Source organism: Acidobacteriota bacterium, assembly GCA_016716435.1.
Classification (GTDB): domain Bacteria; phylum Acidobacteriota; class Blastocatellia; order Pyrinomonadales; family Pyrinomonadaceae; genus OLB17.
The window spans coordinates 499,797-525,540 of the sequence record JADJWI010000001.1 but is presented as its reverse complement, the minus strand read 5'-3'; the positions used below and the strand labels follow the sequence as shown (position 1 = coordinate 525,540).

Sequence of the window (25,744 nt, the reverse complement as noted above, 5' to 3'; positions counted from 1 at the left end):
CCTGCCCCGCGTTCCAGATTATAGCTTTCCGTTCCGGAATTCCGTATTCCGAACTCCGCCTTCGATTTAATGAGCCCTCCTACGGTCGGGCTGTCGTATCCCATTCTGCTTTCCATGGTTTTTGGAATGGGCGGGGGTTGGTGTATTCTCTCGGTGCAGTTCTTTTCTCTCTTGATCCGGATATGTTGTTTGTTACAAAATCGGCCGCGGTTTATGGCATTGATGCGCTCGTGGTCGATATCGAGGTCAATCTGCGGCCGGCGAGCGGCGAGCAGGACCAGAACAACATAACGATCGTCGGGCTGCCGGATACGGCGGTCCGCGAATCGCGCGAGCGGATCCGTGCGGCGGTCAATAATAGCGGCTTCTTTTTTCCTTTTCTCAAAACTACGGTCAACCTCGCCCCGGCGGACGTCCGCAAGGAAGGTGCGAGCTTTGACCTGCCGATCGCGCTCGGCGTGCTCGGGGCCAATGCCGACCTCGGCGGCGGCGAGAGCCTTGTCGATACGCTGAGCGTCGGCGAGCTATCGCTCGATGGGCGCGTCCGGCCGGTCCGCGGAGCTCTTTCGATCGCTCTCACCGCCCGCGAACAGGGCTTTACCAATTTGCTCGTCCCCGAAGAGAATGCGAAAGAGGCGGCGGTCGTCCGTGGTGTGAATGTCTATCCGGTGCGGAGCCTGAAAGAAGCTGCGTCGCTCGCCGCGGAGCTCATCGCCGGCCAGCCAACCCGCATCCCGCCGCTTGTGCTCAGCGAGGACGAGTTTCGCAGCAACGCCGACGCCTATCGTGCCGATTTTGCCGAGGTCCGTGGTCAGCAGACGGCCAAGCGTGCGCTTGAGGTCGCCTCGGCCGGTGGCCATAACATACTCTTCGTTGGCCCGCCGGGCTCGGGCAAAACGATGCTCGCCAAGCGGCTCCCGACCATCCTCCCGCCGCTCGAATTTGAAGAGGCGCTTGAGATAACAAAGATCCATTCCGTCGCCGGGCTTACGGGCCGCAGCGGCCTCGTCACCGAACGCCCGTTCAAGTCGCCGCACCACACCGTCTCGCAGGCCGGGCTGATCGGCGGCGGCTCGATGCCAAAGCCCGGCGAGGTCTCGCTCGCACATCTCGGCGTGCTTTTTCTCGACGAACTCCCCGAGTTTGACCGCAGCGTGCTTGAGGTCCTGCGGCAGCCGATGGAGGACAAACAGGTCACCATCTCGCGGGCCGCTTCGTCGCTGACCTTTCCGGCAAATTTCACGCTCGTCGCCTCGATGAACCCGTGTCCGTGCGGCTACTTCGGCTCGGGCCGCGAGTGCAAGTGCTCGCCGATGCAGATCCAGCGTTACGTCGGCAAGATCTCCGGCCCGCTGATGGACCGCATCGACATCCACGTCGACGTGCCGGCCGTAAAATTTACCGAGCTCCGCGGCCGCTCCAACGGCACCGCCGAGCCCTCCACCGACATCCGCGAACGCGTTATCGAAGCCCGCGGCCGCCAGCTCGAACGCTTTCGCGGCGAGGGCATCTTCTCCAATTCCGCAATGTCGCCCGGCCAGATCCGCAAGTTCTGCGCCCTTGATGCCGCCGGCGAAACCCTGCTCGAACGGGCGATGACACGCCAGGGGCCTCTCCGCCCGCGCCTACGACCGCATCCTCAAGGTCGCCCGCACCATCGCCGACCTCGCCGCCGCCGACCGTATCGACTCGGCCCACCTCGCCGAAGCGATCCAGTACCGCTCCCTCGACCGCGACTATTGAGCTAGGCCGGCGCTACGAGGTGCGCTCCTTTCGATCATTTAGCTAGGCGTTGGAGGGCGGCGCGGAGGAGTTTTGGACGTTGAGCTCGGCGCCGTCCTCGAGGGCTTGCTGCAGGGCCTTTTCGGCGGCGTTCTTTTGGTAGCCGAGGTTGACGAGGGCGGAAAGCGCATCATCGACGACGGCGTCGCTTTCAAGCCCGGCGGAAGTTTGAGTGCCGGAACCGGCGGCCGAGCTAAGGGCGATCTCGCCGACCTTGTCGCGAAGCTCGACAATGAGCCGCTCGGCGGTCTTGCGGCCGACGCCGGGAATCGAAGTGAGCCGCTCGATCTTGCCGGCACGAATGGCAGCGATGATCTCGTCGGCGCTCATTCCGGAGAGCATCGTGATGCCGCTTTTCGCCCCAAACCCTTGAACTGCGATCAATTTCAAGAAAAGTTCACGTTCGCGCTCGGTGCGAAATCCGTAAAGCTGGATCGCGTCCTCGCGGACGAGCGTGTAAATGCGGAGCTGGACATCGCCACCCGGTTCGCCGAGTTCGTAAAAGGTCGAGAGCGGTATCGCGACATCGTAGCCGACGCCCCCAACGTCAATAACGACCGACGCCGGATGCTTTTCGAGGATCTTTCCCGAAAGAAATGCGATCATAGATTGTTAACGAGACGAAAACTGCGTCGAGCCTGCCCAAAAATAGTAAGGGATTGCGGCCCGGTTGGCAAAAGAAGGGCATCGGGCCGAAAAAAAATCTCGTCATTTTAGCCGAACCCGGAATATAAACCTTCACATCGAGGCATAAAACCTTTAGAATGGAATTTGGCAGCGGCCACCGGGCTTTTTTCCCCGCGTTTCTCCGGCAAGGTGAAACCGTTCCCGGCGAACCGACGTATTCATTCTTGAGGTAGTTGAGGTGTAGTATGCAATTTCTTTCCGTAATCAAACGCGTCATTCCCTTCGTTTTTGCTGTGACCATCGGTGTGCTGATCGCAAGCATCTTCGTACCGCTTTCATCGCCGACCGAATCTTTTAAGAGCTCCTTTAAGAACCGGCATGACTGTAAACGCTTCAAACGCGAAATGCGTGGGCTTCGTCGCGAGAACGTTCGGCTTACAATGGAGAACGAGGAACTGCGAATGACGGTCGAGCGGCTGAACAATATGGCGTCCGAAATTACTGTCACGCCGCCGATGCCGCCGGCCCCGGCTCCTCCGGTTTACGATGGCCGCGTTACTTTCGAACGCGTCCGGTAAATATTCGTACAAGTTTCGATCCACAGGTTAACGCGACCGCGGTGTTGTGTTAATCTGTGGATTCTTGTTTATATGGACGAATCATCGGCCAGAAAATTGATCATCGAGATCGGCAAGCTGCTCTATGAACGGAGCTATGTCGTCTCATCGGACGGCAATGTCAGCATCCGGCTTGACGAGAACACCGTGCTCGCAACGCCGACGATGACCTGCAAAGGCCGTATGACGGAAGATAGCCTTGCCCTGACGGACATGGACGGCAAGCCGCTTTCTGATAAGCGTGCGTCGTCGGAGCTCGCGATGCATTTGCTGATCTACAAGATGCGGCCGGATGTAAAGGCCGTCTGTCACGCACATCCGCCGCACGGGACGGCGTTTGCGGTCGCCGGTTTGGCCATCGATAAACCAATTTTAAGCGAGGTTATTCTGACGCTCGGCTGCGTACCGCTAACCGATTACGGAACGCCATCCACGAATGAGCTGACCGAGGCGATGAAGCCGTTTGTTGCCCATCACAACGCGCTATTGATGGCGAATCACGGCGCGGTCGCATATGGCGACGACCTATGGCAGGCGTTTGACCGGCTCGAGACGCTCGAGCACACGGCCCGCATTGCAATTCTCGCGAAAGCACTCGGCGGTGCCAACGATCTGCCGAAAGACGCCATCGAAAAGCTCATAAATATAAGAGAAAAAGCGGGTTACCTGAAAGAAAACGCCCGCTGCCAGGCGTGCGGATATCTGCACGAAGCGAATATCACATGCGAGCTTGATATAAACTATCCGGCCGCGAATAAGGCAAACGGGCAGAAGATCTCGCTCTCAAGAGAAGAACTTATCGAGCTTTTGAGCCAGGCGGCGAATTTAGGTTAAACTTACGGTTCAGTCGGACTACTGTCCCTTTGCAAATCAGGAGAAAATAACTAAATGCAGGAAGCATTAGGAATGGTCGAGACGAAAGGTCTCGTTGCGACGATCGAAGCGGCGGACGCCATGGTTAAGGCGGCGAATGTGCAGCTGGTCGGTTATGAAAAGATCGGGGCCGGGTTCGTTACTGCCATCGTCCGCGGCGACGTTGCTGCGGTAAAGGCCGCGACGGATGCCGGAGCCGCGGCCGCTCGGCGCGTAGGCGAGCTTATCAGCGTCCACGTGATCCCCCGCCCGCACTCGAGCGTGGATGAAGCCTTGCCGGTAGTTCTTAAATAGTGGTAAGTGGTCAGTGGCCGGTTGTCAGAACTTCTGACGCTGAACACTGACCACCGATCACTGGCCACTGTACATGATTATTGGACGCATCTTAGGGACGGTCGTTTCGACCCAGAAGGACGCACGGCTCCACGGAAAGAAGCTGCTCATCGTCAAGCCCGTCAATCTCGACGGCTCTGACCAGAGCGGCTATGTTGTTGCTGTCGATACGGTCGGTGCCGGCTATCACGAAAAGGTGATCGTCGTCGGCGGCTCGTCAGCCCGGATGGCCGAAGGGAACAAGGATTGCCCGGTCGATTCGGCGATAATCGGCGTGATCGACACCATCGATCTTACCGCTGCAGACCGATCGAAATAATGCAGATCGCTCGGGTTATCGGAACGGTCGTCTCGACCGTTAAAAATGCGACGCTCGACGGGCGGAAGTTCCTCATTGTCCAGACCCTGGACGCCGACCTCAAAGATAAAGGCAAGCCGATGATCGCTCTTGACGCCGTCGGAGCAGGCGAAGGCGAGCTTGTCTTCTGGTGCCGCGGTAAAGAGGCATCTTTCCCCTTCAAACGCGACGAAACGCCGACCGATTGTACGATAGTCGGAATAATCGATTCAGATTCGCATGTTTTGAATCGGGGATAGGTTTAAGTTTTACAATGCTTATCGCAAGGGTTATCGGCAATGTAGTAGCGACGCAAAAGAACCAACGCTACGAGGGTTCGCGGATAATGCTTGCCGGCAGATCACACCCGAGGGCGAAGATATGGAATACACCTGCCTTGCTCTCGATTCGGTCGATTCCGGCGAAGGCGATATCGTCCTCATTGCCCAGGAAGGCTGGTCAGCCTCGACCGCCGCAACCGGCAAACCCGGTGCCGCTATCGATTCTGCGATCGTTGGTGTCGTTGATCGGGTCGATCTTACTGCGTAATGAAGCAACCTGATCTACAGTTACGCAACGAAGCTCGATTTCCGGATTCGGACATCCGCTCGGGCCATTCGAGTTTTGACCAATTTTCGATCGCGGAGGCGATCGCGGACAGGATCTTTGAAGGTCTTGGAGAGAGTAAGGCCTGTCAGTTCGAGCCGAACGACAGGCCTTGTGATCATTGTTCTATGTGCAGTTCCCGAGGATTTTGAAACGGCTTAGTTGTTTGCGGCCGGCGCTTGCTGCCGCCTAAGCGTATTCGCATCCCCTACCGTCGGTGCTTGTCTCGCATCTGGATCAGCCTGGAAGAAGGGCTCTTCTTTGAACCCGAATAGGCCTGCCGTAATCACCGCCGGGAACGAGTTGCGGGTCGTGTTGTAATCCGTAACGGCCTCATTGAAATCGATCCTGGCCGTGTTTATGCGGTTTTCAGTTCCCGAGAGCTCATCCTGAACCTTCATAAACGCATCGCTTGAGCGAAGCTGAGGGTATTGTTCCTGAAGGCTAAGAAGGCGGCCAATCGTGCCGCCGAAGCTATTGTTTGCTTCGATGACGGCCTGCCGCTGCTCGGGGCTCTTGTCGCCTTCGACGCCCTGACCGGGCTGCTGCTGAGCGTTGAGCAGACGCGACCGGGCTTCGGCGATCTGGCCGAAGACCTCTTGCTCTTGCACGCCGGCCATTTTCGCAGTTTCTACCAGGTTCGGGATAAGGTCGGCCCGCCGCTGCATCGAGCTCTCAACGTTAGCCCATTTGCCTTTTACGTTCTGCTGTTTCGCCGTCAGTTCGTTGTAGCTGCAGCCGCTAAGAAAAGTGGCCGAAAACATCGCTATTGTAAGTAAGATCGCTCGTTTCATCATCTTTTTCTTCCCCGGCAATTGCCGTTAACTTTTCCCAATACTATCTATTGAATCTATGGTCTTTTCGACCTGCAAAAGGTAGCGTCCATATAGATCGTCGGCCCCTTTTTCGTCCATCTCCAATGTGTGGTCATTTTCTCTTATTCTGAATAACAATTCAAAGACCTCACCGTCGAGTCCCAGCCTTGCGACGGCCCGGTCGACGATTCCGCGTTTCTTGTTTGGCGCCTTTTCGCCAAGCATCAGCAGTATCGCCCGGAAGAGGGCCGAAAAGCTCGTCAGGCTTTCGCCCATCAGCCTTTTGAGCCCTTCGGGTGAAGCCGAGGCCGGAATATACTGACGCCGAAGCAGCAAGAGCTTGCTTCGGAGTTCGTATTCGATCTGGTGGCGGAGAAAATCGTCGTGGATCTCGAGGCCTTCGAGCACGTCTGAGCCGTAAAGTACCTTGTGGGCCATTTCCATTTGGTGAAACTCAATGGGGAAGACGTCCGCCGCGTTCTTAAGCTCGGAGACCGTGAAATAGACCGGCACCGGATGCCCGAGTTTATGCCATTCGCGGATGCAGGCGTGGGAACTGCGAAGTTCCTTTGGCGTTATCTCGTGCAGGGCGATAAGGATGTTGTAATCCGACCGCGTCGGGATAAAATCTCCGGCCGCGGCCGAGCCGTAAAGAACAACCGAAGCGAGATTGCGGCCGTGGGTCGTCTTTAGGTCATCGATAAATGCGAAAATTGATTCTGCATAATTGTTTCCGCTACCAATCACCGCCGGCACCGCCTCCGCCAAAATCACGCCGCCGCCAAAGCGCCCCAATCCGAGCCGCCACCACCGCCCCAGTCCCAGGATGACGAACTGTCAGACGAACTGCCGCCGAGCCGCCGAGAATTATCCAGGCAGTGCACCACCCCCGCCGAACCGCCGCCGCCCCAACGGTCGTTATCATCATCCGATCGGCCGCGTTTGCTACGGTTTGACCACGCCACAAGTATCAAAAAAAGCATGATAGCGAGACAGCAAAATATGCGAAAAGCGGAGCCTCGCTTGGCCTTCGTTATTCGGCAGCGTTGGTGTGAGCACCGAGCGCTGCTGCCGTTCTCATAAGTGCGGATATACATTTCGACCGTATCGGCGATGCCTTTGCCGTAGTTGCCTTTGCGAAATTCTGGCACAAGGTAACGACGCTGAAGATCGCCGACAAGGCCATCAGGGAGTTCGTCCTCGAGATCTTTGCTAACGTGGGTAAAGTATTTACGGTCATCGACCGCAATAAAAAGCAGGGCCGCCGGATTATCGTCCTGATCAAGCCCGATGCCCCATCCGCGGGCAACGGCGAGCGAATAATCGAAGATATCGCGTTCGCCGGTAGTCCGAACGACAGCAACGGAGATCTCAACTCCGGTCGAATCGCGAAACTCGCGAAGCCGCGTCTCGACGTTGATTTCTGAGCTGCCGGGCTCGCTCCGGCGTAATCATTTACAAATCCGGTCGGTGCTGGCAGCGGCGAGCGATTGATCGAGAAGGGTTCGTCCTGGGCAACGGCCGGCAAAGCCACCGCGAGGTGGAAGATCAACAGAAGGAAAGCGGCGAACGGAGCTTGGCTTTTCAGATTCATTCCTTACCGCTGATTGTCGCAAAAATCGCGGCTGCGGCAAAGCTACTTCCGGCAATTCACTTGTCCGCTCGGCGGACGTCGACCAGCTCCGCCCGGAAAAGCTTCAGCACTTTTCGGACGTCGGGCCGGTTGCCGGCATATTCAAGAAGCACGTCGGCCGAAGCGTCTGTGGGCGGCGGTTCGGGCATCGTAAGGTCTTCCTCGGGTTCGGCGGGCGGACGGGCGAAATCGGGGATGACCCTTTCGCTGTCTCGGACATAGTTTCGATACCGGGCAGACGACGACCCGGCACTGGCCGCGGCCACGGCAGCGGGAGCCATTTGTGCTCTCAGCTCTGGGCTGACGCGAAAAAAGACCATACTCTCGCCGGAACGGAGCACGGCTTCTTCAAATGCAGAATCAAGAGCCGGAGCATCGAAATGTTCGAGCTCTTCGGCGGTTCGCGGCGGGATCTTTGACGGAAGATCATCGGGGACGGCGAATTCGACCCTTTCCCGAACGGGGTCTATCGGCGTGGGTTCGGGATCGAAAGGCGGCTCTTCGGGATAAAATGGCGGTTCCTCGGGCCGCGGCTCGGCAAATCGGGCAGCCGGCTCAGGGTTCAGAGTTTTTTTCCGGGATCGGTGCTTTCGGGCTCGAAGCGTTGGCGGTCGCGGCACGCGGTTCGCCGAGCCGAGCGAGTTCAAGTTCCGCCAGCCTTTGCAGAAGCTCTTCGACGGGCGTAACGCGTTCATCTCGGCCAGACGACGAGCCTGCGCTCGAGCACGTAGCGGCTCTGAGAGCTTCTTTAGCCGTACTTCTGTTTCCGCAAGCGAATGGAAGATGCGGAAAAGATCGGAGGCCTCGAACGCCCCGGCGATCTGCTTCATCTCGTCGGCGGCAAAGGCCGAGCCGTCGATAAACTCTTCCGAGCCCGAGACCTTGAGCACCGAAAGATCGCGGACAAAGCCCAGCAGGTCTCGGCAGAAGTTGCGGAGGTCGTGCCCGCCGGAGACGAGGTCATCGACCACCCGCAGGATCGCGGCGGCATCATTCTCGGCGACGGCTTTGATGACGGCGGAGAGGTTATCCGAACCCGCGATGCCGAGAGCGGAAACCACATCTTCGCGGCCGATCTTTGCTCCGGAAAAGCTGATCACCTGGTCAAAATTTGACTGGGCATCGCGCATTGAGCCCTCGCCCGAGCGAGCGATCTCGCGAAGTGCCTCGTCGGCAATATCTATCTTTTCCGCGTCGGCGATAAGGCGGAGCCGCTCGAAGATCTTCTGCTGCGGAATGGTGCGGAAAATGAACTCCTGGCAACGCGAGGTTATGGTCTCCGGCACCTTGTGGTGTTCGGTCGTCGCCATTATAAAGACGACATTCGGCGGCGGCTCCTCGAGCGTTTTGAGCAGGGCGTTGAAAGCTTGCCGCGAGAGTTGATGGACCTCGTCGATAATGAAGATCTTATAGCGGTCGCGTGCCGGGTTTACGGTGATATTCTCGAGAATGGTGTCGCGAATATCGTCGATGCCGGTGTGCGAAGCGGCGTCGATCTCAAGTACGTCTATCGAGCGGCTTTCGGAGATCTCAAGACACGAAACGCATACCTCGCCCGAGTCGGCGGAGCAGGGAATCGCGGTCGGGGCATCCGTCCGCCGGCAGTTCAATGCCTTGGCAAAGATGCGGGCCGAGGTCGTTTTGCCGACGCCGCGTGCACCCGAAAACAAATAGGCATGGTGGAGCCGATCGTGCTCGATCGCATTGCTGAGCGTACGAGTGATGTGCTCCTGGCCGGTGACTTCTTTGAAGTTTCGCGGCCTCCATTTTCGGGCGATTACCTGATAAGACATCGTGAGAACTAGATTGTAATTCGGAACGGTGGATTAGTAAATCGGCCCACGTTTCTTGTGCCCTGATCCCAGAGCCGAAAAAGCTCTCAATCGGGCCCAAGGGCGGACATCTCTGCCGATCGCAAATTCGATACGGTATGAGGTTTGCGGCAAGCCATAGCGGAATCGTTTGAGGCATTGAATTCAAAGAGTTTGCGGGAATTTTCGCATGCAGTCGCGGAAAATATCCCAAAGATTCTCGAAGATGGAGTCGGGGATAAGGGGAATGACAAAGAAGCGGCATTTTTTGAAAGCTTTTACTGGTTTCTTAGTGACGGCGTTTATGCTCGTTGTGGGAGGGTCGGCCGCGGCACAAACGATAGATTGCGAAGGAACGATCCGGGCGTGGAAACTGGCGACAGGTGACAGAGAACTGCAGAACTATCTCGCGACCCACACTTGCACGTGTCCAAGCCCGAACAGCCAGCCGCGATGTGTTCCGAGGAACCAGCCTAGCAACCCGACCGGACCGCAGCCGACCGGGCCTACTGGCGGCGGAAGTACGGCAAATTCCGATGCGATTGCCGCGGCACGTGCCGAGGCCGAACGGCGGCAACGGCAGTTGGAATTCGAGGCGAAGAAGCGTGAACTGCTTGCAACGCTGAAAAGCGGCCGTACTGGCAGCACGACCAGTGCAAGCAATACCAGTAACCTTGGGCTTAAACCCGGAACGGCGACGCAAACGGTTTGTCCGGCGGGGACCACTCTGACCAACGGTAACTGCGTTGCGGATGTGCCGATCAAGGCGTCCGAGTTTCTTTATGCACTCCAAATGAGCAGGTTTGAGCCGATGAACAGCGGCGGGAAAGTGATCGATACCAGCAAGCCACCTACGGATGGCAGAGGACTGGTAGGCGGCACGACATGGACGTACGGATTCAGACGGCCGAAGGCGGATTGCGACGAGGCTTGCTTAACGGCAATGCGTCGCGAGGCGTACCTGGATCATTTGGACTACTGCAAAGACCAGAAAGATCCGGAAGCGTGTGTAAACGAGCCGATCCCCTTCACTCCCGATCTTTATTCCTTTGCGATGTCGGCAGCCCGATACAGCACGCCGCTTGAAGACCTAGTGACAAGGGTCGTCTTTGACAGTGCCACTTTCGGTGAATTCTCCCGGCAGAACCAGGAGATGTTCAGGGAGATCAAGGGCAAGAATTTTGAAGTTCTAGATTGCCACAGCAATGGAGCGATGCTATGCCTTGCCGCCTTGCGAAGCGGCGACACGAAGACAAAAGAGGTCAGGCTTTTCGGCCCGCAGATAAACGCTGAAGCTGCAGAGATGTGGTACGCGTATTCGGTAAAAAACAACGTAAAGGTAACGGTGTTCATAAATAACGGCGACCCGGTGCCGGCTGCTTCCTGGGTATTTTCATCGCCGGAGCCGGGAACAGCCGTAACAAAGGTCGGTACATGGGTTGACAATCGAATGACCGACCCGATCGCAGTTGCGAAGGTAATGGGAGCAGTCTTCGGGGCCGGCACCTCAGAAACAGTGCCGGAAGCCCTCAGAGCAAACGGTTTACAGGTTGTCCAGTTCGAGTGTTCGAAACTACCAAGCCTCGATTGCCATTCGATGCTGCAGTACGAAAAAAACCTGCAGGCATGGGAGGCGAATAAGCTCCCGCCGATCCCGAAAAAGTGAGGTGTGAAATGGGCAGGAATCTCGCAGTGTTATTTTTCATCCCGGCCGTGCTGTTGTTTTCTTTTCCTGCATTCGGGCAATCCGATGAGGCCCGCCGGCATTTCGACAGAGGAATGGCGGCCGTCGAGATGGCAAAAGCGCCTGAGGACTTTCAGGTTGCCATCAACGAATTCAAACAGGCTACCGTTCTTGCTCCGGACTGGCCGGACGCCTTTTTCAATCTGGGAAAGATGCAGGAAGCGGCCGAGAAATTTACCGATGCGATAGCAAGCTATCGAAAGTATTTACAGCTGGCGCCGAATGCTCCGGACGCCGGTGATGTAAAGAGCCTGATAAATTGGGTGCAGTTCAAAGCGGAGAATGTGATGACCGTCGAAAAGGTCGTCCGAGTTCTCGGTCAACTATCTACATGGACTGCGAAGGATGGTACAGGTTTTCACCGTCACATCCGAAGCAAGGGCCCGACCACGGTGGAGGTGCCGTCGGCCGTTTATCTTAGAGGGAAACAGCGGGAATATGAAACTTGGCGCAGGGAACTAGCTGTGACCGGCTCGAAGGTTTCCTTTCACTATACTTTTGTTTTGTTGGACGACAAGAATGTAGCCAATTATACCGTAGATGTAGATGTCGAAATGGAAGTCGTAAGTCTCACTAAGGTAAAGGTTCGGGAACTTGGTGTTTGGAAATATTGGGCGTTAGGCGGAGATGAGGTAACACGTGTCAGGGTTTATGAGCTTGTTCCGTAACCGGTGTGGCGAAGCGACGGAAGGACGGGTTGTAAAAGCCTAATTCAAAATGGCATAGAGAGTTACCGATAGAGCCAAAAAAGGCCGGAGTCTTATCACTCCGGCTTTGTAGAGATGGCCCCAGACTTAACCGCAACACAGGGTGAAAATGCTACCGTTGCTCGATTCCTCGCCTAGCGGAGTTCACACCACAGCCCTTGTGCGGAGCCTGGGACCAAAGAAAAGGATAAAGGATAAAGGATGAAGGATAAAGTCAGGAAGGGCGAATTGTTGTCTCAGACGAATTCCTGATCATCGCATCTTCACTTTCTTCGCGATAGTAACAAATATCGCGATGAGTTCCGAAGTTTCTTTCTGGAGCGGTGCTAGTTTCTGCAGATCATAGAGTTTCATCTCGACAAGTATTTCAAGCCAATAGCTGGTTTCTTCGAGCTCCTGAAGAGCCCCTTGGATTTTACTTACGAAATCGGCGTCGGACTTCGAATACTGCGCTTCGCGGTAGTGAGCTCCGACGGATGTGCCCGAACGAAGGATCTGTTTTCCGAGTACCTGTGCCTCGGTAGTTCGCGGCAGCGATGAGTAAAGCCGTATGATCCGGACTGCGTAATCCTTGGTCCTAGTTTTAAGGTTGTTTTGCATAGGGAGCAATCAGTGCCTCTGGAAATTCGAACATGAAATGCAGAAAACGAAAAAAGGACGGGGATGGGAGTATTACCTTTATCCCTCATCCTTCATCCTTTCTCCTTTTGTATGGCGGAAAGGGTGGGATTCGAACCCACGGAACCCTTTTGAGGTTCACTACATTTCCAATGTAGCCAGTTCAACCGCTCCTGCACCTTTCCGCACAAACCTAAATTTTCAAACAAGCTGAAGATGGACTACTTAATTGCTGTGGTCATCATCATCTGAACGCGACGTTCCGGCATCTCCGCTCGAATCGCCATGTTCCGCCTTCACGGCTGCTGGTTCTTCGTCCTCTCCGGCAAGCCAAAGGTAGAAGAATCCGGCGATCGTGGCTCCGAGTATCGGAGCTACCCAGAACATCCAGAGCTGCTCGACCGCCCAGCTTCCGCCCTGAAAGGCGACTATCAACGCCGGTCCGGTGCTTCGGGCCGGATTGACCGAAGTGTTGGTTACCGGGATCGTGATCAGGTGAATGAGCGTCAGGCAAAGCCCGATCGCAAGAGGGGCGAAGCCTTTCGGCGCCCATTTGCTCGTAACCCCTAGGATCACAACGACGAAAAAGAACGTCATCACCACTTCGGCTACGAATGCCGCGTGGGCAGCATATCCGCCGGGCGAGCCGAGCGATCCGGCACCAAAGCCGTTCGAGGCGAAACCGCCGGAAACGGCCGAGAATCCGTCCTTTCCGGTAGCGATCAAGAAGAGTATTCCTGCACCGGCAATTGCTCCGAGCACCTGGGCGACGATGTAAGGCAAAAGCTCATTCGCCGGAAAACGCTTTCCTATCCAAAGTCCGATCGAAACTGCCGGGTTAAAACGTGCTCCGGAGATGTGGCCGTTAGCGCAATGCTCGGTCAAAACCGTAAGGCCGAAGGCGAGCGAAACGCCGGGCAAAACCGATCCCCGAGATTAGGTAGTTGGTCGCGAGCACCGGTTTTCCGCAAACCGCCCAGAACGAGCCAAAGAGTTCCATTGAACTCGGCCGCCAACCTCTTGCTATAGGCATACCAATTTCTCCAATTGAAATGTCAGTGAAAGTGATACTGCTGGGCCGAGTTCGAATGGTAAAGCAAGTTTTCAAATAGCCTGATCCTTAAACAGCGATCCGGCGATGACGAACCCGAAAAGAACTTCTGAACGTTTAAGAACCCTGAAAAAGAACTGTGGCGGAGAGGGTGGGATTCGAACCCACGGTACCCGTTAGGGTACAACGGTTTTCGAGACCGCCCGATTCAACCACTCTCGCACCTCTCCGCGAACTTCTAATAATACGTGTCGACGGGAAAAAATATCAAGTAGCAAGCCGTTTTTTCCTGAAAAAATCCTTCATCAGCGACCGGCATTCCTCAAACCGAACTCCGGCCGCGATCTCAAGCCGATGATTGAGAAGCGGGCTGTCGCAAACTCCAAAGTGCGTTACGACCGCTCCGTAGCGTTCATCCGGTGCGCCGAATACGAGCCGCCGGACGCGGGCATTGACCAAGGTTCCGGCACACATCACACACGGTTCAATGGTCGTATAAAGCGTCGTACCGGTGAGGCGATAGTTGCCGATCCGCTCGGCGGCAGCACGAATCGCAAGCACCTCAGCGTGTGCCGTCGGGTCGCTATCGGCGATTGTTCGGTTCGAGGCAGCGGCAAGCAACTCGCCCTCGGCGGAAACGACACATGCCCCGACCGGCACCTCGTCGAGCGAGGCGGCGATGCGTGCCTGTTCAAGAGCCAAATCCATCCAATGTTCGTCGTGTTCGGCCACGAGCGTGATTTTAGCGTCTTCTTCTCGCTTACGAAAATCGGCCGCCCGAGAGGTTAAACGATGAATTCCTTGCATCGCAAACGAATTGCGAATAATCTAAAAGTTAACACAACGCCCTTGCGCGTGGTTCACCGGCCCATTTACACGGTATGAAGGACGAAATTCGGTTTGATCTACCCCAAACCGGAGAAGACATTCACACGAGTTCGCTGCCCGAATCTTTCAAGGCATTGGCCGAGGAGGTAAAGAAGCGTAACCTCAAGAAGCAGACCTCGCCGGTCCAGGTGCCGCAAAAGCTCTCGCTTTCAGAATTTAATACCGCGATGGTCCATTTCTACCGCGGTGAGGTCGCCCGGTCGAATATCTGGCGAAATCGGCTTGACGCAACGACCAACTGGGCTGTTATTACCGCCGGTGCGACGCTTTCATTCGTCTTCAGCTCGCCGGACAACCCGCATTTTGCCATTCCGATAAACACGATTCTTGTCTCGATCTTCCTATTTATGGAAGCCCGGCGGTACCGCTATTACGAAGTTTGGGCAAACCGCGTGCGGGTGCTTGAGACAGGCTATTTCGCCCCGATGCTTTCGCACCGAACGATACCGCCGGACAAAGAATGGGCCGACCATATCTCGGCCGACCTGCTTTCGCCGCACTTCACGATAAGCATCTGGGAAGCTCTCGGGCGAAGGCTGCGGGCAAACTATTTGTGGATATTTATCCTGCTTGCACTTTCATGGGCGCTGAAGGTCTATCTCCACCCTTCGCCGATCCCATCGACGTCTCCGGCCGACCGCGAGCGGTTCTGGGATCTCTTTTTCGACCGGGCAATGGTGGGACTTGCACCTGGTTGGGTAGTGATAATGTTCGGAGCGTTGTTCAATTTCCTGATATTTTTCGTCGCGTTCAGTACCTTGCGGCTTCGCGATTCATCGTCCGAGGTGCTGCCGCTTGAAAACTTTGAATGGCATCCGCTAAAGCAGGTTTCGGACTGGGCGGGCGGCCCGTTCCGAGGCCGCGGCGGAACGCTGCGCCGGTCAAAGAAGGCTCGGCAGCGGATGAGGTCGATACATCGCTCCGAGGCTTGATCGGTAGATCAGAGAATCATGGTCAAATTAATGCATCAACGGCTGTTGCTATTGTCGGTATGTCTAGTTTTTCTGATCGGGTCGGCATCGGCTCAGTCACCGGCTCCGGCTCCGCTTGCAGCGAACGTTGCCGAACATGAGCTTGAAAGCAAGCTGATGGGGCGTCAGATGCCGTATCGGGTGGTACTGCCAAAGAGCTATGCGGCCGAAAAAGACAAAAAGTATCCGGTGGTTTATCTTCTCCATGGGCTGACTGGCCGGTATAGAAACTGGACGGACCTGACGAAACTCCCGTCCTATGCCGAAGGGCACGAATTCATTATCGTCACACCGGAAGGCGGCAACGGATGGTACACGGACAGCCACACCAAGGCCGAGGAGAAATACGAAAGCTACATCATTAAGGAGCTGATACCCGAGGTCGAAAAGCGATATCGGTCAGTCGGCACACGCGGCGGCAGGGCGATAGCGGGGCTTTCGATGGGCGGCTACGGTGCGATCAAGTTTGGCTTAAAGTATCCGGACATGTTCGCTCTGGCGGGCAGCTTTAGCGGTGCTCTGGGGGCGGCTTCGTTGAGCGGAGAAGGGCGGAGCACATCCTCGATCCGTTCGATCGGCGAGGTCTTCGGGCCGGCCGACAGCGAAACGCGGGCAGCAAACGACATATTCAAGATGGTCCGCGAGAGCACTCCGGAAAAGGTGAAGGCGATGCCTTTTCTTTACGTTGACTGCGGCACGGAAGATTTTCTTTTTCAGAACAATCGCGATTTCGTTGCCCTGCTTGCGGAGAAAAAGATCCCACACGAATATCGGCAGCTTCCGGGTGCACACAACTGGCCATACTGGGACAAACAGGTTCGCGAGTTTCTTCGCGTTGCGGAAAATTTTATAGGAACGAAATAAGAATATGAGATCAAGGATCGCGTTTTTGGCATTGGCTTTAGTTCTTTTCGGTTCATCTGCGGCGATCGCCCAGCCGCAAAACTGAGGTTCAAGACCGGGCGGCCGCACGGAAGCTCGCTGGTCGGTCGGCATATGTTCGCGCTGCAGTGGATAAGCTGGGACTATTTCGGAAGGGCAAACGTCACACTGCGAAACGGACTTTATTCGATCAAAGGCGAGCAGAAGGGCCGCGGCAATACTGATTTCGTTACCATTACCGGCGAGATCGAAACGATCAAGGCCCGCGAGTTCACAATGAACGGCACCATCACGACGCAGGTCAGTCACATCAACAATGGCGAGCCGTGCGTTCGCGAAGGAACGTTCACGTTCCGAGTCACGGGCACGCGAAAATACTGGCGGCTACAGCAGATGCAGAATCCCTGCGATGGTGTGACGGACTACGTCGATATATTCTTCCGCTAGGCGGTTCAGGAATTTTTATGCTCAATTTTGCCATCGAGACCGCCCGGGACGCCGGGCGTGTTTTGCTTGAGAAGTTCGGACGTATCGAAACCGTCACGAAAAAGGGCGACATCAACCTTGTGACCGAGGCCGATCTTGCCTCGGAGGCGTTGATCGTGGAACGGATCAAATCGCATTTTCCGCGCCACGCAATTCTCGCCGAGGAAGCCGGAAATGCGGTCGTCACCGGCGTTGACGGCGGGCACAAATGGATAATCGATCCGCTCGACGGAACGACGAACTACGCCCACGGCTATCCGTGCTTTTGCGTGACCATTGCGCTTGAACACGAAGGCGAGGTCGTGCTCGGTGTGACCTACGACCCGACCCGAGATGAGCTTTTTACGGCCGAGAAAGGCCGCGGAGCCACGCTCAACGGAAAGCCGATCCGCGTTTCGGCGACGGACGAGCTTGGGAATGCTTTGCTTGTGACCGGGTTTCCCTATGACATCAAGCATCGCGAGAAATTTGCCCGGCATCTTACCGAGTTTTTGCTGACGTCACGCGGAGTTCGCCGCGACGGCTCGGCGGCGATCGACCTTGCTTACGTGGCATGCGGGCGGTTCGACGGGTTTTGGGAAGAGGGGTTGAATCCCTGGGATGTGGCCGCTGGAAAGCTTTTGATAGAAGAGGCCGGCGGCATGGTGAGCTACTACGACGGCTCGCCGTTCAGCATCTACGCGCCGCCGATCGTGGCGAGCAATGGCACGATACACGAACAGATGCTAGCTGTGCTAAGGTGACCGGCACATACGGTTGGATTTAGAATGTGTTAATCTTTAGAGCTTATTTAGCCAAAAAGAGAAAGGCCCATGCCGCAGCATTGCGGTTAGGAATGCCTGACGTGATCGTGAGAATTTATGGCCTGGTTTAGGCGAGACAAACCGAAGATCGACGCTGCACAGCCCGAGGAAGAGCGGACGGTTAACACGTCCGGGATCTTTATTAAATGCCCGGATTGCGAAAATCCGTTGTATAAGCGTGAGCTGATCGAGTCGCAGCAGGTCTGCACGCATTGCAGTCACCATTTTCGTTACTCGGCGATCGAGCGGTTGGACGCGCTCTTTGACGACGGCAAATATGAGCGGGTTGACGACGAGGTCACCTCGACCGACCCGCTCGGGTTTGTTGACACGAAGCCTTACAAGGACCGGATCGAGGCGGCCAAGGCGTCCTCGGGGCTGCCGGAAGCTATCATTTCAGGCAGCGGAAAGGTCGGCGGGCATCTTGTTTACGCAGCGGCGATGGATATGTCGTTCATTGGCGGCTCGATGGGCTCGGCGGTCGGAGAAAAGATCACGCGGCAGATCGAGCGGGCTCTCGAGAATAAAGGAGCGGTCATCATTTTCTCTGCCTCGGGCGGAGCGAGGATGCAGGAAGGCACGCTCTCGCTGATGCAGATGGGCAAGATCTCGGCGGCTCTTTCGCTGCTCGACAAAGCCGGACTGCCGTTCATCTCCGTGCTGACAGATCCGACCACCGGCGGCGTTACGGCGAGCTTTGCAATGCTCGGCGACGTGATAATCGCCGAACCAAAAGCGCTCATCGGCTTTGCCGGCCCGCGAGTCATCGAACAAACGATCCGACAAAAACTCCCAAAAGGCTTCCAACGCAGCGAATTCCTGCTAGAACACGGAATGGTCGATTTGGTAGTTGACCGCAGAGAAATGCGAACGGCGATCATTCGCCTGCTTGGTTTTATGATGCACGACCGCAAAGCGGCCTGATCCAAAGATGCTCCAAAACGTCTTGATCGAAATTTTTGAACGCGACCTCGCGAAACTCAAAGCTGAGGTCGAGGCCTACGCGAATGAAGGCGATCTATGGCGGGTCGAGGGCGAGATCGCTAACTCGGCGGGCAATCTTTGCTTGCATCTCGCGGGGAATCTGCGGCATTTTTTCGGGGCCGTGCTAGGCGGGACGGAATATGTTCGCGACCGCGATGCTGAGTTTGGTTCAAGGTTCGTCCCGAGGGCGACGCTATTAGCGGAGGTCGATGCGGCCGCAGCCGACGTCAAAGCGGTTCTAGCAAAGATCACCGACGAGGACCTTCAGAAAACGTACCCGATCGAGGTCTTCGGCCATCCGATGTCGACCGAGTTCTTCCTGGTTCACCTCGCAACGCACCTGAATTATCACCTCGGCCAGATCAATTATCATCGTCGCCTACTGGCAATCAAATAACACGTGAATTTTCAGGAGTCTGAAAAGTATCTGTACTCGCTCGGCAACGAGGTCGAGGCGATGAAGCTTGGGCTGGAGAATATCCGTACGTTATTGGCTGAGCTTGGAAATCCGCATGAAAAGTATTTGAAGGTGCAGGTCGCGGGGACGAACGGTAAGGGGTCGGTCTGCGCTTTTCTTGATTCGATCTGCGGCCAAGCGGACATTCGGCGAGGGCTCTACACTTCACCGCATCTTGTCTCGATAACCGAACGGATCAAGATCGACGGGGCCGATATTAGCGAAGGCGATTTTGCACGGCTCGCTACCCATGTGCGAGAGACTTCTGAGCGGCTTTTGTCAGATGGACGGCTTGCGTATCGTCCGACGTTCTTTGAACAGGTGACGGCGATCGCTTTGCTTGCTTTTGCTGAGGCTAAGGTTGAACTCGCAATACTCGAAACCGGTCTCGGTGGCAGGCTCGATGCAACAACCGCCGCCAATGCAGAGATAGCCGCCATCACGCAGATCGACCTCGACCATCAGGAATACCTCGGCGATACGATCGAACAGATCGCGGCGGAAAAGGCGGCGATAATCCGCCAACAGACCGAAGCCGTGGTGATCGGCCGGCAATCGCCTGCGGTGATGAACGTTCTCGAGGGCGTGATCGGAGAGGCACATAGTAGAGGTGTTTTTGTGCGTGAGACAGCCGTGGTTTTTGACGAAAGCGCACTTGGGATGCCCCTGCGATCTCTTACAAGTAACCTGAGCCTTCTCGGTGCTCACCAGGTCGCGAATGCCGAAGTCGCGATCCTCGTGGCGGATATATTGCGAAAAGCATTTTCCGATCACGGATGAAAATATTCGTAAAGGGCTCAACACTGCGATCCATCCAGGGCGGCTTGAATACATCGACAATGTTTTGCTCGACGGAGCCCACAACATAGCCGGAGCTAGAGCGCTGGTAGCCTATCTCACGTATGTTGAAAAGCGGCCGCTCGCAATGATCTTCGGCGCGATGCGGGGCAAAGACGTTGCCGAGATCGCAGAGATACTTTGGCCGCGGGCTGAACGATTGATATTGACGCAACCCGTAAATTCACGCGCGATGACCGGCGAGGAGCTTTTGGAGTTCGTGCCTGAGGGCTTTGACGCGGAAAAGATAGTCACAACGAACTCGGTTGAAGATGCCCTGGCGGCCGCGGGATCGACAGAGCTAATTTTGGTTACCGGCTCGCTCTATCTTGTGGGTGAGGTTAGAAAAATAGCTCTAAGCCGTTAGCCGTAAGCTGTAAGCCAGGAGTTCCGATATGGGCTAAGAGCTTAAGGCTAAAAGCTTACGGCTTTTAGAAAAAATGTTTTCGGCTTAAGATTTGAGAATGCATAAATTAGTTCTAATTCGTCACGGCGAGAGCCAGTGGAACAAGGAAAATCGGTTTACCGGTTGGAAGGACGTCGATCTTTCCGAGAAGGGAATTGCCGAGGCAAAGGCGGCGGGTGAATTGCTAAAGGCCGAGGGGTTTACGTTCGATGAGGCATACACATCGGTGCTGAAGCGGGCGATCAGGACGCTTTGGCTGGTGCTCAGCGAGATGGACCTGATGTGGATCCCGGAGACGAAGTCGTGGCTGCTCAATGAGCGGCACTACGGCGGTTTGCAGGGGCTTGATAAGGCAGAGACCGCGGCGAAATATGGCGATGAACAGGTGCTGATCTGGCGAAGGAGCTACGACGTTCCGCCGCCGGAGTTGGACGAATCGGATGAGCGATATCTCGGGAATGATCCTCGTTATGCGGGGATCGAGAATTTTCCGAAGGCCGAGTGTTTGAAGGACACCGTCGAGCGTGTTGTGCCCTACTGGGAAAACGAGATCGGTCCAAAGGTGAAGGCAGGGAAGCGGCTGATCGTTGCGGCACACGGCAATAGCCTGCGAGCATTGGTAAAGCATCTGGACGGCATCTCGGACGAGGAGATCGTGAACCTAAATATCCCGACCGGCGTGCCGCTTGTTTACGAACTCGATGGCGACCTGAAGCGGTTGAACAGCTATTACTTAGGCGACCAGGAAGCGATCCGGGCCGCACAAGAGGCCGTCGCCAATCAGGGAAAAGCGAAATAGAAATTCAGTCGTTCGGCTCTGACCTGAAGCGCATTATCTTTTTCACGTAAATCAACTTATACTTGTGAGCTTTGTATGACCGCTGCAAAGCTCATTTTCGTTTTAGCCGTACTATTTTTGCTCTCGCCTTACGGGTCGCCGGCGGTGGCCTTGGCTATCGGGCTCGTGCTGGCACTTACTCTCGGCAATCCATTCCCCGATCTTTCAGGCAAGCCTGCGAAATATCTTCTGCAGGGCTCGGTCGCTATGCTCGGCTTCGGGATGAATCTCGGTGCGGTCTATCAGGCCGGCAAAAACGGAATCGTTTTCATTGTCGCAGTGGTCTTCGGAACCTTGCTCCTCGGCTATCTTGTCGGGAGGTTTTTGTCCTTGCCATCGCGGATCCGGACGCTTATCTCGTGCGGGACGGCGATCTGCGGCGGAAGTGCGGTCGCCGCGGTCGGGCCGGCGATCAAGGCTGAGAACGACGAGATGTCGGTCTCGCTCGGGACTATTTTTGTTCTCAACGCCGTTGCTCTTTTCGCTTTTCCGCTTATCGGAAGTGCGATCGGGTTGACACAAATGCAGTTCGGAATGTGGGCGGCACTTGCGATACAGGATACGAGTTCGGTGGTCGGGGCGGCGACGGTTTTTGGCAGCGAATCGCTGGCAGTCGCGACCACCGTGAAGCTCGCCCGAGCGCTTTGGATAGCCCCGCTCGCGATCGCTCTGGCATTTGCTTATCGCGATGGGGATTCAAAGACCAAGGTCGCGATTCCTTGGTTCATTTTTCTTTTTGTCGGAGCCGCTGCGGTTCGAACTTACGCACCGCTCTGGGTCCAGCCAAGCCTCTTTGATGCGGCGGTAAATCTCGCAAAGGCGGGGCTCACCATCACGCTTTTTCTAATCGGCCTCAGCCTTTCAAAAGAGATGCTCAAACGTGTCGGCTGGCGGCCCTTCGCCCTCGGGCTTGTGCTCTGGGTCGTGCTCGCCGCTGCGGTGCTCTGGGCCGTGCTTCATTTCATTTAGATGAACCTCGTGTAGTCGCGGGCGGAATGTATCACTCGCAGTATGCGGATCTCATCGGGATGATCTTCGTAAAGGATCAATACTTTCTCGAATCCATTGACGAACCAAAGCCGATAATTTACGCCCGAGAGCGACCTTCGCGGAGCTCCGATCTTTGGAGTTTTAGCGATCGCCGTTAACGTTGATTCGTAGTGATCAAAAAAGCGGGACGCGATCGCTTCATCCTCGGCACCGAGCCAGGCGGCGATCTCGACAATGTCTTCGTAAGTCTGGGAAGAGCGGAAGATCTTCATTTGCCGCTCTTTCGCTGTTTGATCCGTTTGATCGCTTCAGCCTTAGCCGCTTCGATGTCTTGTTTCGTGTGCTCAATAAATGGCCCGCTTGCGTAGGCTTCTGCGATCAGGCGGTCGTAGTATTCAGCCTCGCGTCGTTCATCGGCTCGGATCAGGTCGCGGAGATACTCGCTGATGGTCCCGTAACCATCGCGTTTGATCTTTTCTTCGATGAATGTTCGCATTGTGTCGGGCAACGAAATGCTCAGGTTGGTGACTGCCATAATATTAATCCTTGTTAAAAAATAGCATAAAATGTGATCGATTTGAAGGCTGTGAACCGTTCGCATGGCCCCATCGAATTTGCTAACATACTCGTTTCGGTTATACACGCAGTTTTACACCGTAATGAGCATTAAGCAGATCTCCGTTCGCGGGGCACGCCAGCACAATCTTCGAAACATAAACGTTGACATCCCTCGCGACAAGCTCACGGTCATAACCGGGCTTTCGGGTTCGGGGAAATCATCGTTGGCCTTCGATACCATTTATGCCGAAGGGCAGCGGCGGTATGTCGAATCGCTTTCTGCCTACGCCCGCCAGTTTTTGGATCAGCTTGAGAAGCCGGATGTTGACTCGATCGAGGGCCTTTCGCCTGCAATTTCTATCGAACAGAAGACCGTCTCTCGATCGCCGCGGTCGACCGTTGGGACGGTGACCGAGATCTACGATTACCTTCGCCTGCTTTTTTCCTCGATCGGGCAGCCGCATTGTCATCAGTGTGGCGAGCCGATAACGCGCCAGTCGGTCGATCAGATCGTGGCGGGTATTCACGACCTGCCCGTCGGCGAGCGGGTGATGATACTTGCTCCGGTCGTCCGGGGCCGCAAGGGCGAATTTAAGAAAGAGCTCGAGCGATTTCACAAGGACGGCTACGTGCGGACGAGGATCGACGGCGAGATACGGCAGCTTGATGAGGAGATCGTTCTCGACAAGCGGCGAAACCATACGATAGAGGTCGTCGTTGACCGCCTGCTGATCAAAGAAGGCGTCCGCGAGCGGCTGACGGAATCGGTGCAGACGGCGCTTAAGCTGACCAACGGCGGCGTTTTGGTTTCGGTGATCGACGGCGAAGAGAAGCTTTATTCAGAGCGAATGGCTTGCGTGAATTGCGGGATAAATATCGCCACGCTTGAGCCGCGGTCGTTCTCGTTCAACTCGGCATACGGAGCCTGCAAGCGGTGCCAGGGCATCGGCACGGTGATGGAGATCGACGTCAATAAGATCGTTCCCGATGAAAGCGTTGCCGCCGGCCGGATCGAATTTCTCGGCGGAGCGGACCGCTCCGGGTGCGGCGTTTCTTCGCTCGGCATTGCTCGCGATCATTGAACGTTTTGTTGAAGGCGACAAGCTCGAAGCGCCGAAAGCGACTACCGCAAAGGCCCGCAAGGCCCCGGCCAAAAAGAGGCGCCGAAAGAACGATGCTCCTGACGAGACGAGCGACCAAAAGGCCCTGATCGAAACGCCATTTCGCGAGCTGCCGGACGAGATCCGGAAAGCTTTTCTCTTCGGGACAAAGAAACGGCTCACTTTTCGCCAGGGCGATTATAAGTACGAGAGCGAATGGAAAGGAGCACTGACGGCGATGAAGGAGCGGCTTGAAACGCCGCCTTCCGAAAAGACTCGCGAGGCCCTGCTCGAGCTCGTCGCTCCTGTGCCGTGCCCCGGCTGCGGCGGTGCGAGGCTCCAGCCCGAAAGCCTTGCGGTAAGGGTAAATGGAATGGGCATCGGTGAATATACGGCACTCCCGATCGCCGATTCGCTGAAGCGTTTTGCCGAGGTGCGGCTGACCGAAAGGGAAGAGAAGATCGCCGGGCTTGTGCTGAAAGAGATCAACAGCCGGCTGCGTTTTCTCGACGCCGTCGGGCTCGGCTATCTTACGCTCAATCGGCCATCGGCCTCGCTTTCGGGCGGGGAAGGTCAGCGAATTCGGCTCGCGACGCAGATCGGATCGCAGCTCCGCGGCGTGCTTTACGTGCTCGATGAACCGAGCATCGGCCTTCATCCGCGGGACAACATGCGTTTGCTCCAAACGCTCCGCGAGCTTCGCGACCTCGGCAACACGGTGCTCGTCGTTGAGCACGACGAGGAGACGATCGAGCACGCCGACTATGTTGTTGACCTCGGGCCGCTGGCGGGCACGCATGGCGGCGAGGTCGTTGCCTCGGGCACGCCGAAGGAGATCGCCAAGTCCGGGACTTCGCTGACGGCAAAATACCTAAAGGGCGAGATAAAGATCGAGATCCCCGAGTTTCGCCGGCTGCCGAACGGCAATCGCATCAAGGTGCGCGGAGCCAATGCTCACAACCTAAAGAACATCGACGTCGAGTTTCCGCTCGGGCTGCTGACGGTGGTGACCGGCGTTTCGGGCTCGGGCAAATCGACGCTGGTCGAGGACATTCTCTACCCCGCACTTTATCGCCACGTTTACGGTTCGAATGTGACGCCTCTCGAGCATGGATCGATCGAAGGGCTTGATCTTGTTGACAAGATAATCGAGATCGACCAATCGCCGATCGGCCGCACGCCGCGGTCAAATCCCGCGACCTACACCGGGCTTTTCACGCCGATTCGCGAGCTTTACGCAATGCTGCCCGAATCGCGGCAGCGGGGCTACAAGGTCGGCCGTTTTTCGTTCAACGTAAAGGGTGGCCGGTGCGAGGGGTGCGAGGGCGACGGGATGAAGCGGATCGAGATGAACTTTCTGCCCGATGTTTACGTCACCTGCGACGTTTGCCGCGGACACCGCTATAACCGCGAGACTCTCGCCGTAAAATACAAGGGGCTTTCGATCGCCGACCTTCTTGAGACGACCATCGAGGACGCTCTGCCGCTGCTTGAGAACATCCCGCAGATCAGGCAAAAGCTTGAGACGCTGATCGATGTCGGCCTCGGCTATATCCAGATCGGGCAGTCCTCGACGACGCTCTCCGGCGGCGAGGCCCAACGCATAAAGCTCGCCAAGGAACTATCGAAACGAGCGACAGGAAAGACCATCTACATCCTCGACGAACCCACGACCGGGCTGCACTTTGCCGATGTCCACAAGTTGCTCGATGTGCTTCAGAAGCTGGTCGATACCGGCAATACGGTGATCGTCATTGAGCACCACCTCGACGTCATCAAATCCGCCGACTACATCATCGACCTCGGCCCCGAAGGCGGCTCCGGCGGCGGCCGCGTCGTAGCGACCGGAACCCCCGAAGAGGTCGCCCGTGTCCGCAAAAGCCACACCGGCCAGGCACTTAAGGCCGTGCTTTAGCGACCGCGATTGCTACAGGTTCAAGCCCGTTAAAGATTGGTGCCTTTGATTTTACGCATTAGGATGGCCGCGAAT

The 25,744-nt window shown here is 56.2% G+C and carries 29 protein-coding genes, 2 tRNA genes, 1 other RNA gene and 2 pseudogenes; 21 read left to right on the top strand and 13 right to left on the bottom strand.

Going from position 1 to position 25,744, the window contains the following annotated elements:
• The first annotated feature begins 182 nt into the window (after window positions 1–182).
• Window positions 183–1,743 (top strand): annotated as a pseudogene (locus IPM21_02625) (YifB family Mg chelatase-like AAA ATPase).
• Window positions 1,744–1,785: 42 nt separating this feature from the next.
• On the opposite strand, the gene ruvA reads toward IPM21_02625, so the two are convergent.
• A complete protein-coding gene (gene ruvA / locus IPM21_02620; protein ID MBK9162804.1) occupies window positions 1,786–2,388 on the bottom strand; it encodes a Holliday junction branch migration protein RuvA in 603 nt (200 codons plus the stop codon).
• A 266-nt stretch (window positions 2,389–2,654) separates the two neighbouring features.
• On the opposite strand from ruvA, the gene IPM21_02615 reads away from it, so the two are divergent.
• The 6 genes from IPM21_02615 (at window position 2,655) to IPM21_02590 (ending at window position 5,118) form a co-directional block, all read left to right on the top strand.
• Window positions 2,655–2,987 carry a hypothetical protein gene (locus IPM21_02615; protein MBK9162803.1) on the top strand — a complete coding sequence of 111 codons (333 nt, stop codon included), beginning with the start codon at window positions 2,655–2,657 and terminating at the stop codon, window positions 2,985–2,987.
• Window positions 2,988–3,059: 72 nt separating this feature from the next.
• Window positions 3,060–3,860, top strand: a complete 801-nt coding sequence (locus IPM21_02610) for a class II aldolase/adducin family protein (GenBank protein ID MBK9162802.1) — start codon at window positions 3,060–3,062, stop codon at window positions 3,858–3,860.
• Window positions 3,861–3,914: 54 nt separating this feature from the next.
• On the top strand, window positions 3,915–4,193 hold the full coding sequence (eutM, locus tag IPM21_02605; GenBank protein MBK9162801.1) for an ethanolamine utilization microcompartment protein EutM: 279 nt from the start codon (window positions 3,915–3,917) through the stop codon (window positions 4,191–4,193).
• A 73-nt stretch (window positions 4,194–4,266) separates the two neighbouring features.
• On the top strand, window positions 4,267–4,551 hold the full coding sequence (locus tag IPM21_02600) for a EutN/CcmL family microcompartment protein (GenBank protein ID MBK9162800.1): 285 nt from the start codon (window positions 4,267–4,269) through the stop codon (window positions 4,549–4,551).
• Window positions 4,551–4,829 (top strand): EutN/CcmL family microcompartment protein, encoded by a 279-nt coding sequence (locus IPM21_02595; protein MBK9162799.1) that lies wholly within the window; start codon window positions 4,551–4,553, stop codon window positions 4,827–4,829. The genes IPM21_02600 and IPM21_02595 overlap by 1 nt, the downstream gene beginning before the upstream one ends.
• A complete protein-coding gene (locus tag IPM21_02590) occupies window positions 4,819–5,118 on the top strand; it encodes a hypothetical protein (GenBank protein ID MBK9162798.1) in 300 nt (99 codons plus the stop codon). The genes IPM21_02595 and IPM21_02590 overlap by 11 nt, the downstream gene beginning before the upstream one ends.
• A gap of 215 nt (window positions 5,119–5,333) precedes the next feature.
• Here IPM21_02590 and IPM21_02585 read toward each other — a convergent pair whose 3' ends face one another.
• The 4 genes from IPM21_02585 to dnaX all read right to left on the bottom strand — a co-directional run bounded on the left by IPM21_02585 (window position 5,334) and on the right by dnaX (window position 9,416).
• The gene (locus tag IPM21_02585; GenBank protein ID MBK9162797.1) at window positions 5,334–5,969 is read right to left on the bottom strand and encodes a LemA family protein; all 636 of its coding nucleotides are present in this window, start codon (window positions 5,967–5,969) and stop codon (window positions 5,334–5,336) included.
• 27 nt (window positions 5,970–5,996) lie between these two features.
• The gene (locus IPM21_02580; GenBank protein MBK9162796.1) at window positions 5,997–6,746 is read right to left on the bottom strand and encodes a hypothetical protein; all 750 of its coding nucleotides are present in this window, start codon (window positions 6,744–6,746) and stop codon (window positions 5,997–5,999) included.
• Window positions 6,747–6,760: 14 nt separating this feature from the next.
• On the bottom strand, window positions 6,761–7,411 hold the full coding sequence (locus IPM21_02575) for a TPM domain-containing protein (protein MBK9162795.1): 651 nt from the start codon (window positions 7,409–7,411) through the stop codon (window positions 6,761–6,763).
• 229 nt (window positions 7,412–7,640) lie between these two features.
• Window positions 7,641–9,416 carry a DNA polymerase III subunit gamma/tau gene (dnaX, locus tag IPM21_02570; GenBank protein ID MBK9162794.1) on the bottom strand — a complete coding sequence of 592 codons (1,776 nt, stop codon included), beginning with the start codon at window positions 9,414–9,416 and terminating at the stop codon, window positions 7,641–7,643.
• 322 nt (window positions 9,417–9,738) lie between these two features.
• On the opposite strand from dnaX, the gene IPM21_02565 reads away from it, so the two are divergent.
• Window positions 9,739–11,100 (top strand): hypothetical protein, encoded by a 1,362-nt coding sequence (locus IPM21_02565; GenBank protein ID MBK9162793.1) that lies wholly within the window; start codon window positions 9,739–9,741, stop codon window positions 11,098–11,100.
• 8 nt (window positions 11,101–11,108) lie between these two features.
• The gene (locus tag IPM21_02560) at window positions 11,109–11,846 is read left to right on the top strand and encodes a hypothetical protein (protein MBK9162792.1); all 738 of its coding nucleotides are present in this window, start codon (window positions 11,109–11,111) and stop codon (window positions 11,844–11,846) included.
• A gap of 115 nt (window positions 11,847–11,961) precedes the next feature.
• On the opposite strand, the gene ffs is transcribed toward IPM21_02560, so the two are convergent.
• From ffs to IPM21_02530, 6 genes and pseudogenes are all read right to left on the bottom strand, one after another.
• An RNA gene (gene ffs / locus IPM21_02555) (signal recognition particle sRNA small type) lies at window positions 11,962–12,060 on the bottom strand.
• A gap of 77 nt (window positions 12,061–12,137) precedes the next feature.
• A complete protein-coding gene (locus IPM21_02550) occupies window positions 12,138–12,485 on the bottom strand; it encodes a four helix bundle protein (GenBank protein ID MBK9162791.1) in 348 nt (115 codons plus the stop codon).
• A 112-nt stretch (window positions 12,486–12,597) separates the two neighbouring features.
• A tRNA-Ser gene (locus tag IPM21_02545) sits at window positions 12,598–12,688 on the bottom strand.
• A 40-nt stretch (window positions 12,689–12,728) separates the two neighbouring features.
• Window positions 12,729–13,519: pseudogene (aqpZ, locus tag IPM21_02540) on the bottom strand (aquaporin Z).
• 175 nt (window positions 13,520–13,694) lie between these two features.
• Window positions 13,695–13,784: transfer RNA gene (locus IPM21_02535), tRNA-Ser, on the bottom strand.
• A gap of 37 nt (window positions 13,785–13,821) precedes the next feature.
• The gene (locus tag IPM21_02530) at window positions 13,822–14,361 is read right to left on the bottom strand and encodes a nucleoside deaminase (protein MBK9162790.1); all 540 of its coding nucleotides are present in this window, start codon (window positions 14,359–14,361) and stop codon (window positions 13,822–13,824) included.
• 74 nt (window positions 14,362–14,435) lie between these two features.
• Between IPM21_02530 and IPM21_02525 the strand changes: the two genes are divergently transcribed.
• The 10 genes from IPM21_02525 to IPM21_02480 all read left to right on the top strand — a co-directional run bounded on the left by IPM21_02525 (window position 14,436) and on the right by IPM21_02480 (window position 22,075).
• Complete coding sequence (locus IPM21_02525) at window positions 14,436–15,374, top strand: DUF2270 domain-containing protein (GenBank protein MBK9162789.1); 939 nt, start codon at window positions 14,436–14,438, stop codon at window positions 15,372–15,374.
• A 51-nt stretch (window positions 15,375–15,425) separates the two neighbouring features.
• The gene (locus IPM21_02520; GenBank protein ID MBK9162788.1) at window positions 15,426–16,277 is read left to right on the top strand and encodes an esterase family protein; all 852 of its coding nucleotides are present in this window, start codon (window positions 15,426–15,428) and stop codon (window positions 16,275–16,277) included.
• Between the two features lie 132 nt (window positions 16,278–16,409).
• Window positions 16,410–16,742 carry a hypothetical protein gene (locus tag IPM21_02515; GenBank protein ID MBK9162787.1) on the top strand — a complete coding sequence of 111 codons (333 nt, stop codon included), beginning with the start codon at window positions 16,410–16,412 and terminating at the stop codon, window positions 16,740–16,742.
• Between the two features lie 17 nt (window positions 16,743–16,759).
• Complete coding sequence (locus tag IPM21_02510) at window positions 16,760–17,524, top strand: inositol monophosphatase (protein MBK9162786.1); 765 nt, start codon at window positions 16,760–16,762, stop codon at window positions 17,522–17,524.
• Window positions 17,525–17,641: 117 nt separating this feature from the next.
• Window positions 17,642–18,508, top strand: a complete 867-nt coding sequence (locus IPM21_02505) for an acetyl-CoA carboxylase carboxyltransferase subunit beta (protein MBK9162785.1) — start codon at window positions 17,642–17,644, stop codon at window positions 18,506–18,508.
• A gap of 7 nt (window positions 18,509–18,515) precedes the next feature.
• Window positions 18,516–18,965: a DUF1572 family protein gene (locus tag IPM21_02500; protein ID MBK9162784.1), complete on the top strand. Its 450-nt coding sequence runs from the start codon at window positions 18,516–18,518 to the stop codon at window positions 18,963–18,965.
• Between the two features lie 3 nt (window positions 18,966–18,968).
• A complete protein-coding gene (locus IPM21_02495) occupies window positions 18,969–19,805 on the top strand; it encodes a hypothetical protein (protein ID MBK9162783.1) in 837 nt (278 codons plus the stop codon).
• The gene (locus IPM21_02490) at window positions 19,744–20,229 is read left to right on the top strand and encodes a hypothetical protein (GenBank protein ID MBK9162782.1); all 486 of its coding nucleotides are present in this window, start codon (window positions 19,744–19,746) and stop codon (window positions 20,227–20,229) included. Before IPM21_02495 ends, IPM21_02490 begins: the two co-directional genes overlap by 62 nt.
• 97 nt (window positions 20,230–20,326) lie before the next feature.
• Window positions 20,327–21,067 (top strand): 2,3-diphosphoglycerate-dependent phosphoglycerate mutase, encoded by a 741-nt coding sequence (gene gpmA / locus IPM21_02485; protein MBK9162781.1) that lies wholly within the window; start codon window positions 20,327–20,329, stop codon window positions 21,065–21,067.
• A gap of 75 nt (window positions 21,068–21,142) precedes the next feature.
• A complete protein-coding gene (locus IPM21_02480) occupies window positions 21,143–22,075 on the top strand; it encodes a putative sulfate exporter family transporter (GenBank protein MBK9162780.1) in 933 nt (310 codons plus the stop codon).
• Here the strand turns inward: IPM21_02480 and IPM21_02475 are convergent.
• Entirely contained in the window at window positions 22,072–22,368 is a 297-nt protein-coding gene (locus tag IPM21_02475) for a type II toxin-antitoxin system RelE/ParE family toxin (protein ID MBK9162779.1), read from the bottom strand. The two genes, IPM21_02480 and IPM21_02475, sit on opposite strands and share 4 nt — an antisense overlap.
• Window positions 22,365–22,631, bottom strand: a complete 267-nt coding sequence (locus IPM21_02470) for a type II toxin-antitoxin system ParD family antitoxin (protein MBK9162778.1) — start codon at window positions 22,629–22,631, stop codon at window positions 22,365–22,367. Before IPM21_02470 ends, IPM21_02475 begins: the two co-directional genes overlap by 4 nt.
• A 124-nt stretch (window positions 22,632–22,755) precedes the next feature.
• On the opposite strand from IPM21_02470, the gene IPM21_02465 reads away from it, so the two are divergent.
• Window positions 22,756–23,736, top strand: coding sequence for a hypothetical protein (locus IPM21_02465; protein MBK9162777.1), 981 nt, complete (start codon window positions 22,756–22,758; stop codon window positions 23,734–23,736).
• Window positions 23,642–25,669, top strand: a complete 2,028-nt coding sequence (gene uvrA, locus IPM21_02460) for an excinuclease ABC subunit UvrA (GenBank protein ID MBK9162776.1) — start codon at window positions 23,642–23,644, stop codon at window positions 25,667–25,669. Before IPM21_02465 ends, uvrA begins: the two co-directional genes overlap by 95 nt.
• The last annotated feature ends 75 nt before the right edge of the window (window positions 25,670–25,744 follow it).

Bases quoted from the DNA above. Each gene is read 5' to 3' on its own strand.
- uvrA (MBK9162776.1), top strand. From the start codon at position 23,642: ATGAAAGCGTTGCCGCCGGCCGGATCGAATTTCTCGGCGGAGCGGACC.
- IPM21_02475 (MBK9162779.1), bottom strand. From the start codon at position 22,368: ATGAAGATCTTCCGCTCTTCCCAGACTTACGAAGACATTGTCGAGATC.
- IPM21_02600 (MBK9162800.1), top strand. From the start codon at position 4,267: ATGATTATTGGACGCATCTTAGGGACGGTCGTTTCGACCCAGAAGGAC.
- IPM21_02510 (MBK9162786.1), top strand. From the start codon at position 16,760: ATGCTCAATTTTGCCATCGAGACCGCCCGGGACGCCGGGCGTGTTTTG.
- IPM21_02595 (MBK9162799.1), top strand. From the start codon at position 4,551: ATGCAGATCGCTCGGGTTATCGGAACGGTCGTCTCGACCGTTAAAAAT.
- IPM21_02530 (MBK9162790.1), bottom strand. From the start codon at position 14,361: ATGCAAGGAATTCATCGTTTAACCTCTCGGGCGGCCGATTTTCGTAAG.
- IPM21_02490 (MBK9162782.1), top strand. From the start codon at position 19,744: ATGCCGAAGTCGCGATCCTCGTGGCGGATATATTGCGAAAAGCATTTT.
- IPM21_02515 (MBK9162787.1), top strand. From the start codon at position 16,410: ATGTTCGCGCTGCAGTGGATAAGCTGGGACTATTTCGGAAGGGCAAAC.
- IPM21_02505 (MBK9162785.1), top strand. From the start codon at position 17,642: ATGGCCTGGTTTAGGCGAGACAAACCGAAGATCGACGCTGCACAGCCC.
- IPM21_02550 (MBK9162791.1), bottom strand. From the start codon at position 12,485: ATGCAAAACAACCTTAAAACTAGGACCAAGGATTACGCAGTCCGGATC.
- gpmA (MBK9162781.1), top strand. From the start codon at position 20,327: ATGCATAAATTAGTTCTAATTCGTCACGGCGAGAGCCAGTGGAACAAG.
- ruvA (MBK9162804.1), bottom strand. From the start codon at position 2,388: ATGATCGCATTTCTTTCGGGAAAGATCCTCGAAAAGCATCCGGCGTCG.
- IPM21_02585 (MBK9162797.1), bottom strand. From the start codon at position 5,969: ATGAAACGAGCGATCTTACTTACAATAGCGATGTTTTCGGCCACTTTT.
- IPM21_02610 (MBK9162802.1), top strand. From the start codon at position 3,060: ATGGACGAATCATCGGCCAGAAAATTGATCATCGAGATCGGCAAGCTG.
- IPM21_02500 (MBK9162784.1), top strand. From the start codon at position 18,516: ATGCTCCAAAACGTCTTGATCGAAATTTTTGAACGCGACCTCGCGAAA.
- IPM21_02565 (MBK9162793.1), top strand. From the start codon at position 9,739: ATGCTCGTTGTGGGAGGGTCGGCCGCGGCACAAACGATAGATTGCGAA.
- IPM21_02465 (MBK9162777.1), top strand. From the start codon at position 22,756: ATGAGCATTAAGCAGATCTCCGTTCGCGGGGCACGCCAGCACAATCTT.
- IPM21_02615 (MBK9162803.1), top strand. From the start codon at position 2,655: ATGCAATTTCTTTCCGTAATCAAACGCGTCATTCCCTTCGTTTTTGCT.
- IPM21_02470 (MBK9162778.1), bottom strand. From the start codon at position 22,631: ATGGCAGTCACCAACCTGAGCATTTCGTTGCCCGACACAATGCGAACA.
- IPM21_02480 (MBK9162780.1), top strand. From the start codon at position 21,143: ATGACCGCTGCAAAGCTCATTTTCGTTTTAGCCGTACTATTTTTGCTC.
- eutM (MBK9162801.1), top strand. From the start codon at position 3,915: ATGCAGGAAGCATTAGGAATGGTCGAGACGAAAGGTCTCGTTGCGACG.
- IPM21_02525 (MBK9162789.1), top strand. From the start codon at position 14,436: ATGAAGGACGAAATTCGGTTTGATCTACCCCAAACCGGAGAAGACATT.
- IPM21_02560 (MBK9162792.1), top strand. From the start codon at position 11,109: ATGGGCAGGAATCTCGCAGTGTTATTTTTCATCCCGGCCGTGCTGTTG.
- dnaX (MBK9162794.1), bottom strand. From the start codon at position 9,416: ATGTCTTATCAGGTAATCGCCCGAAAATGGAGGCCGCGAAACTTCAAA.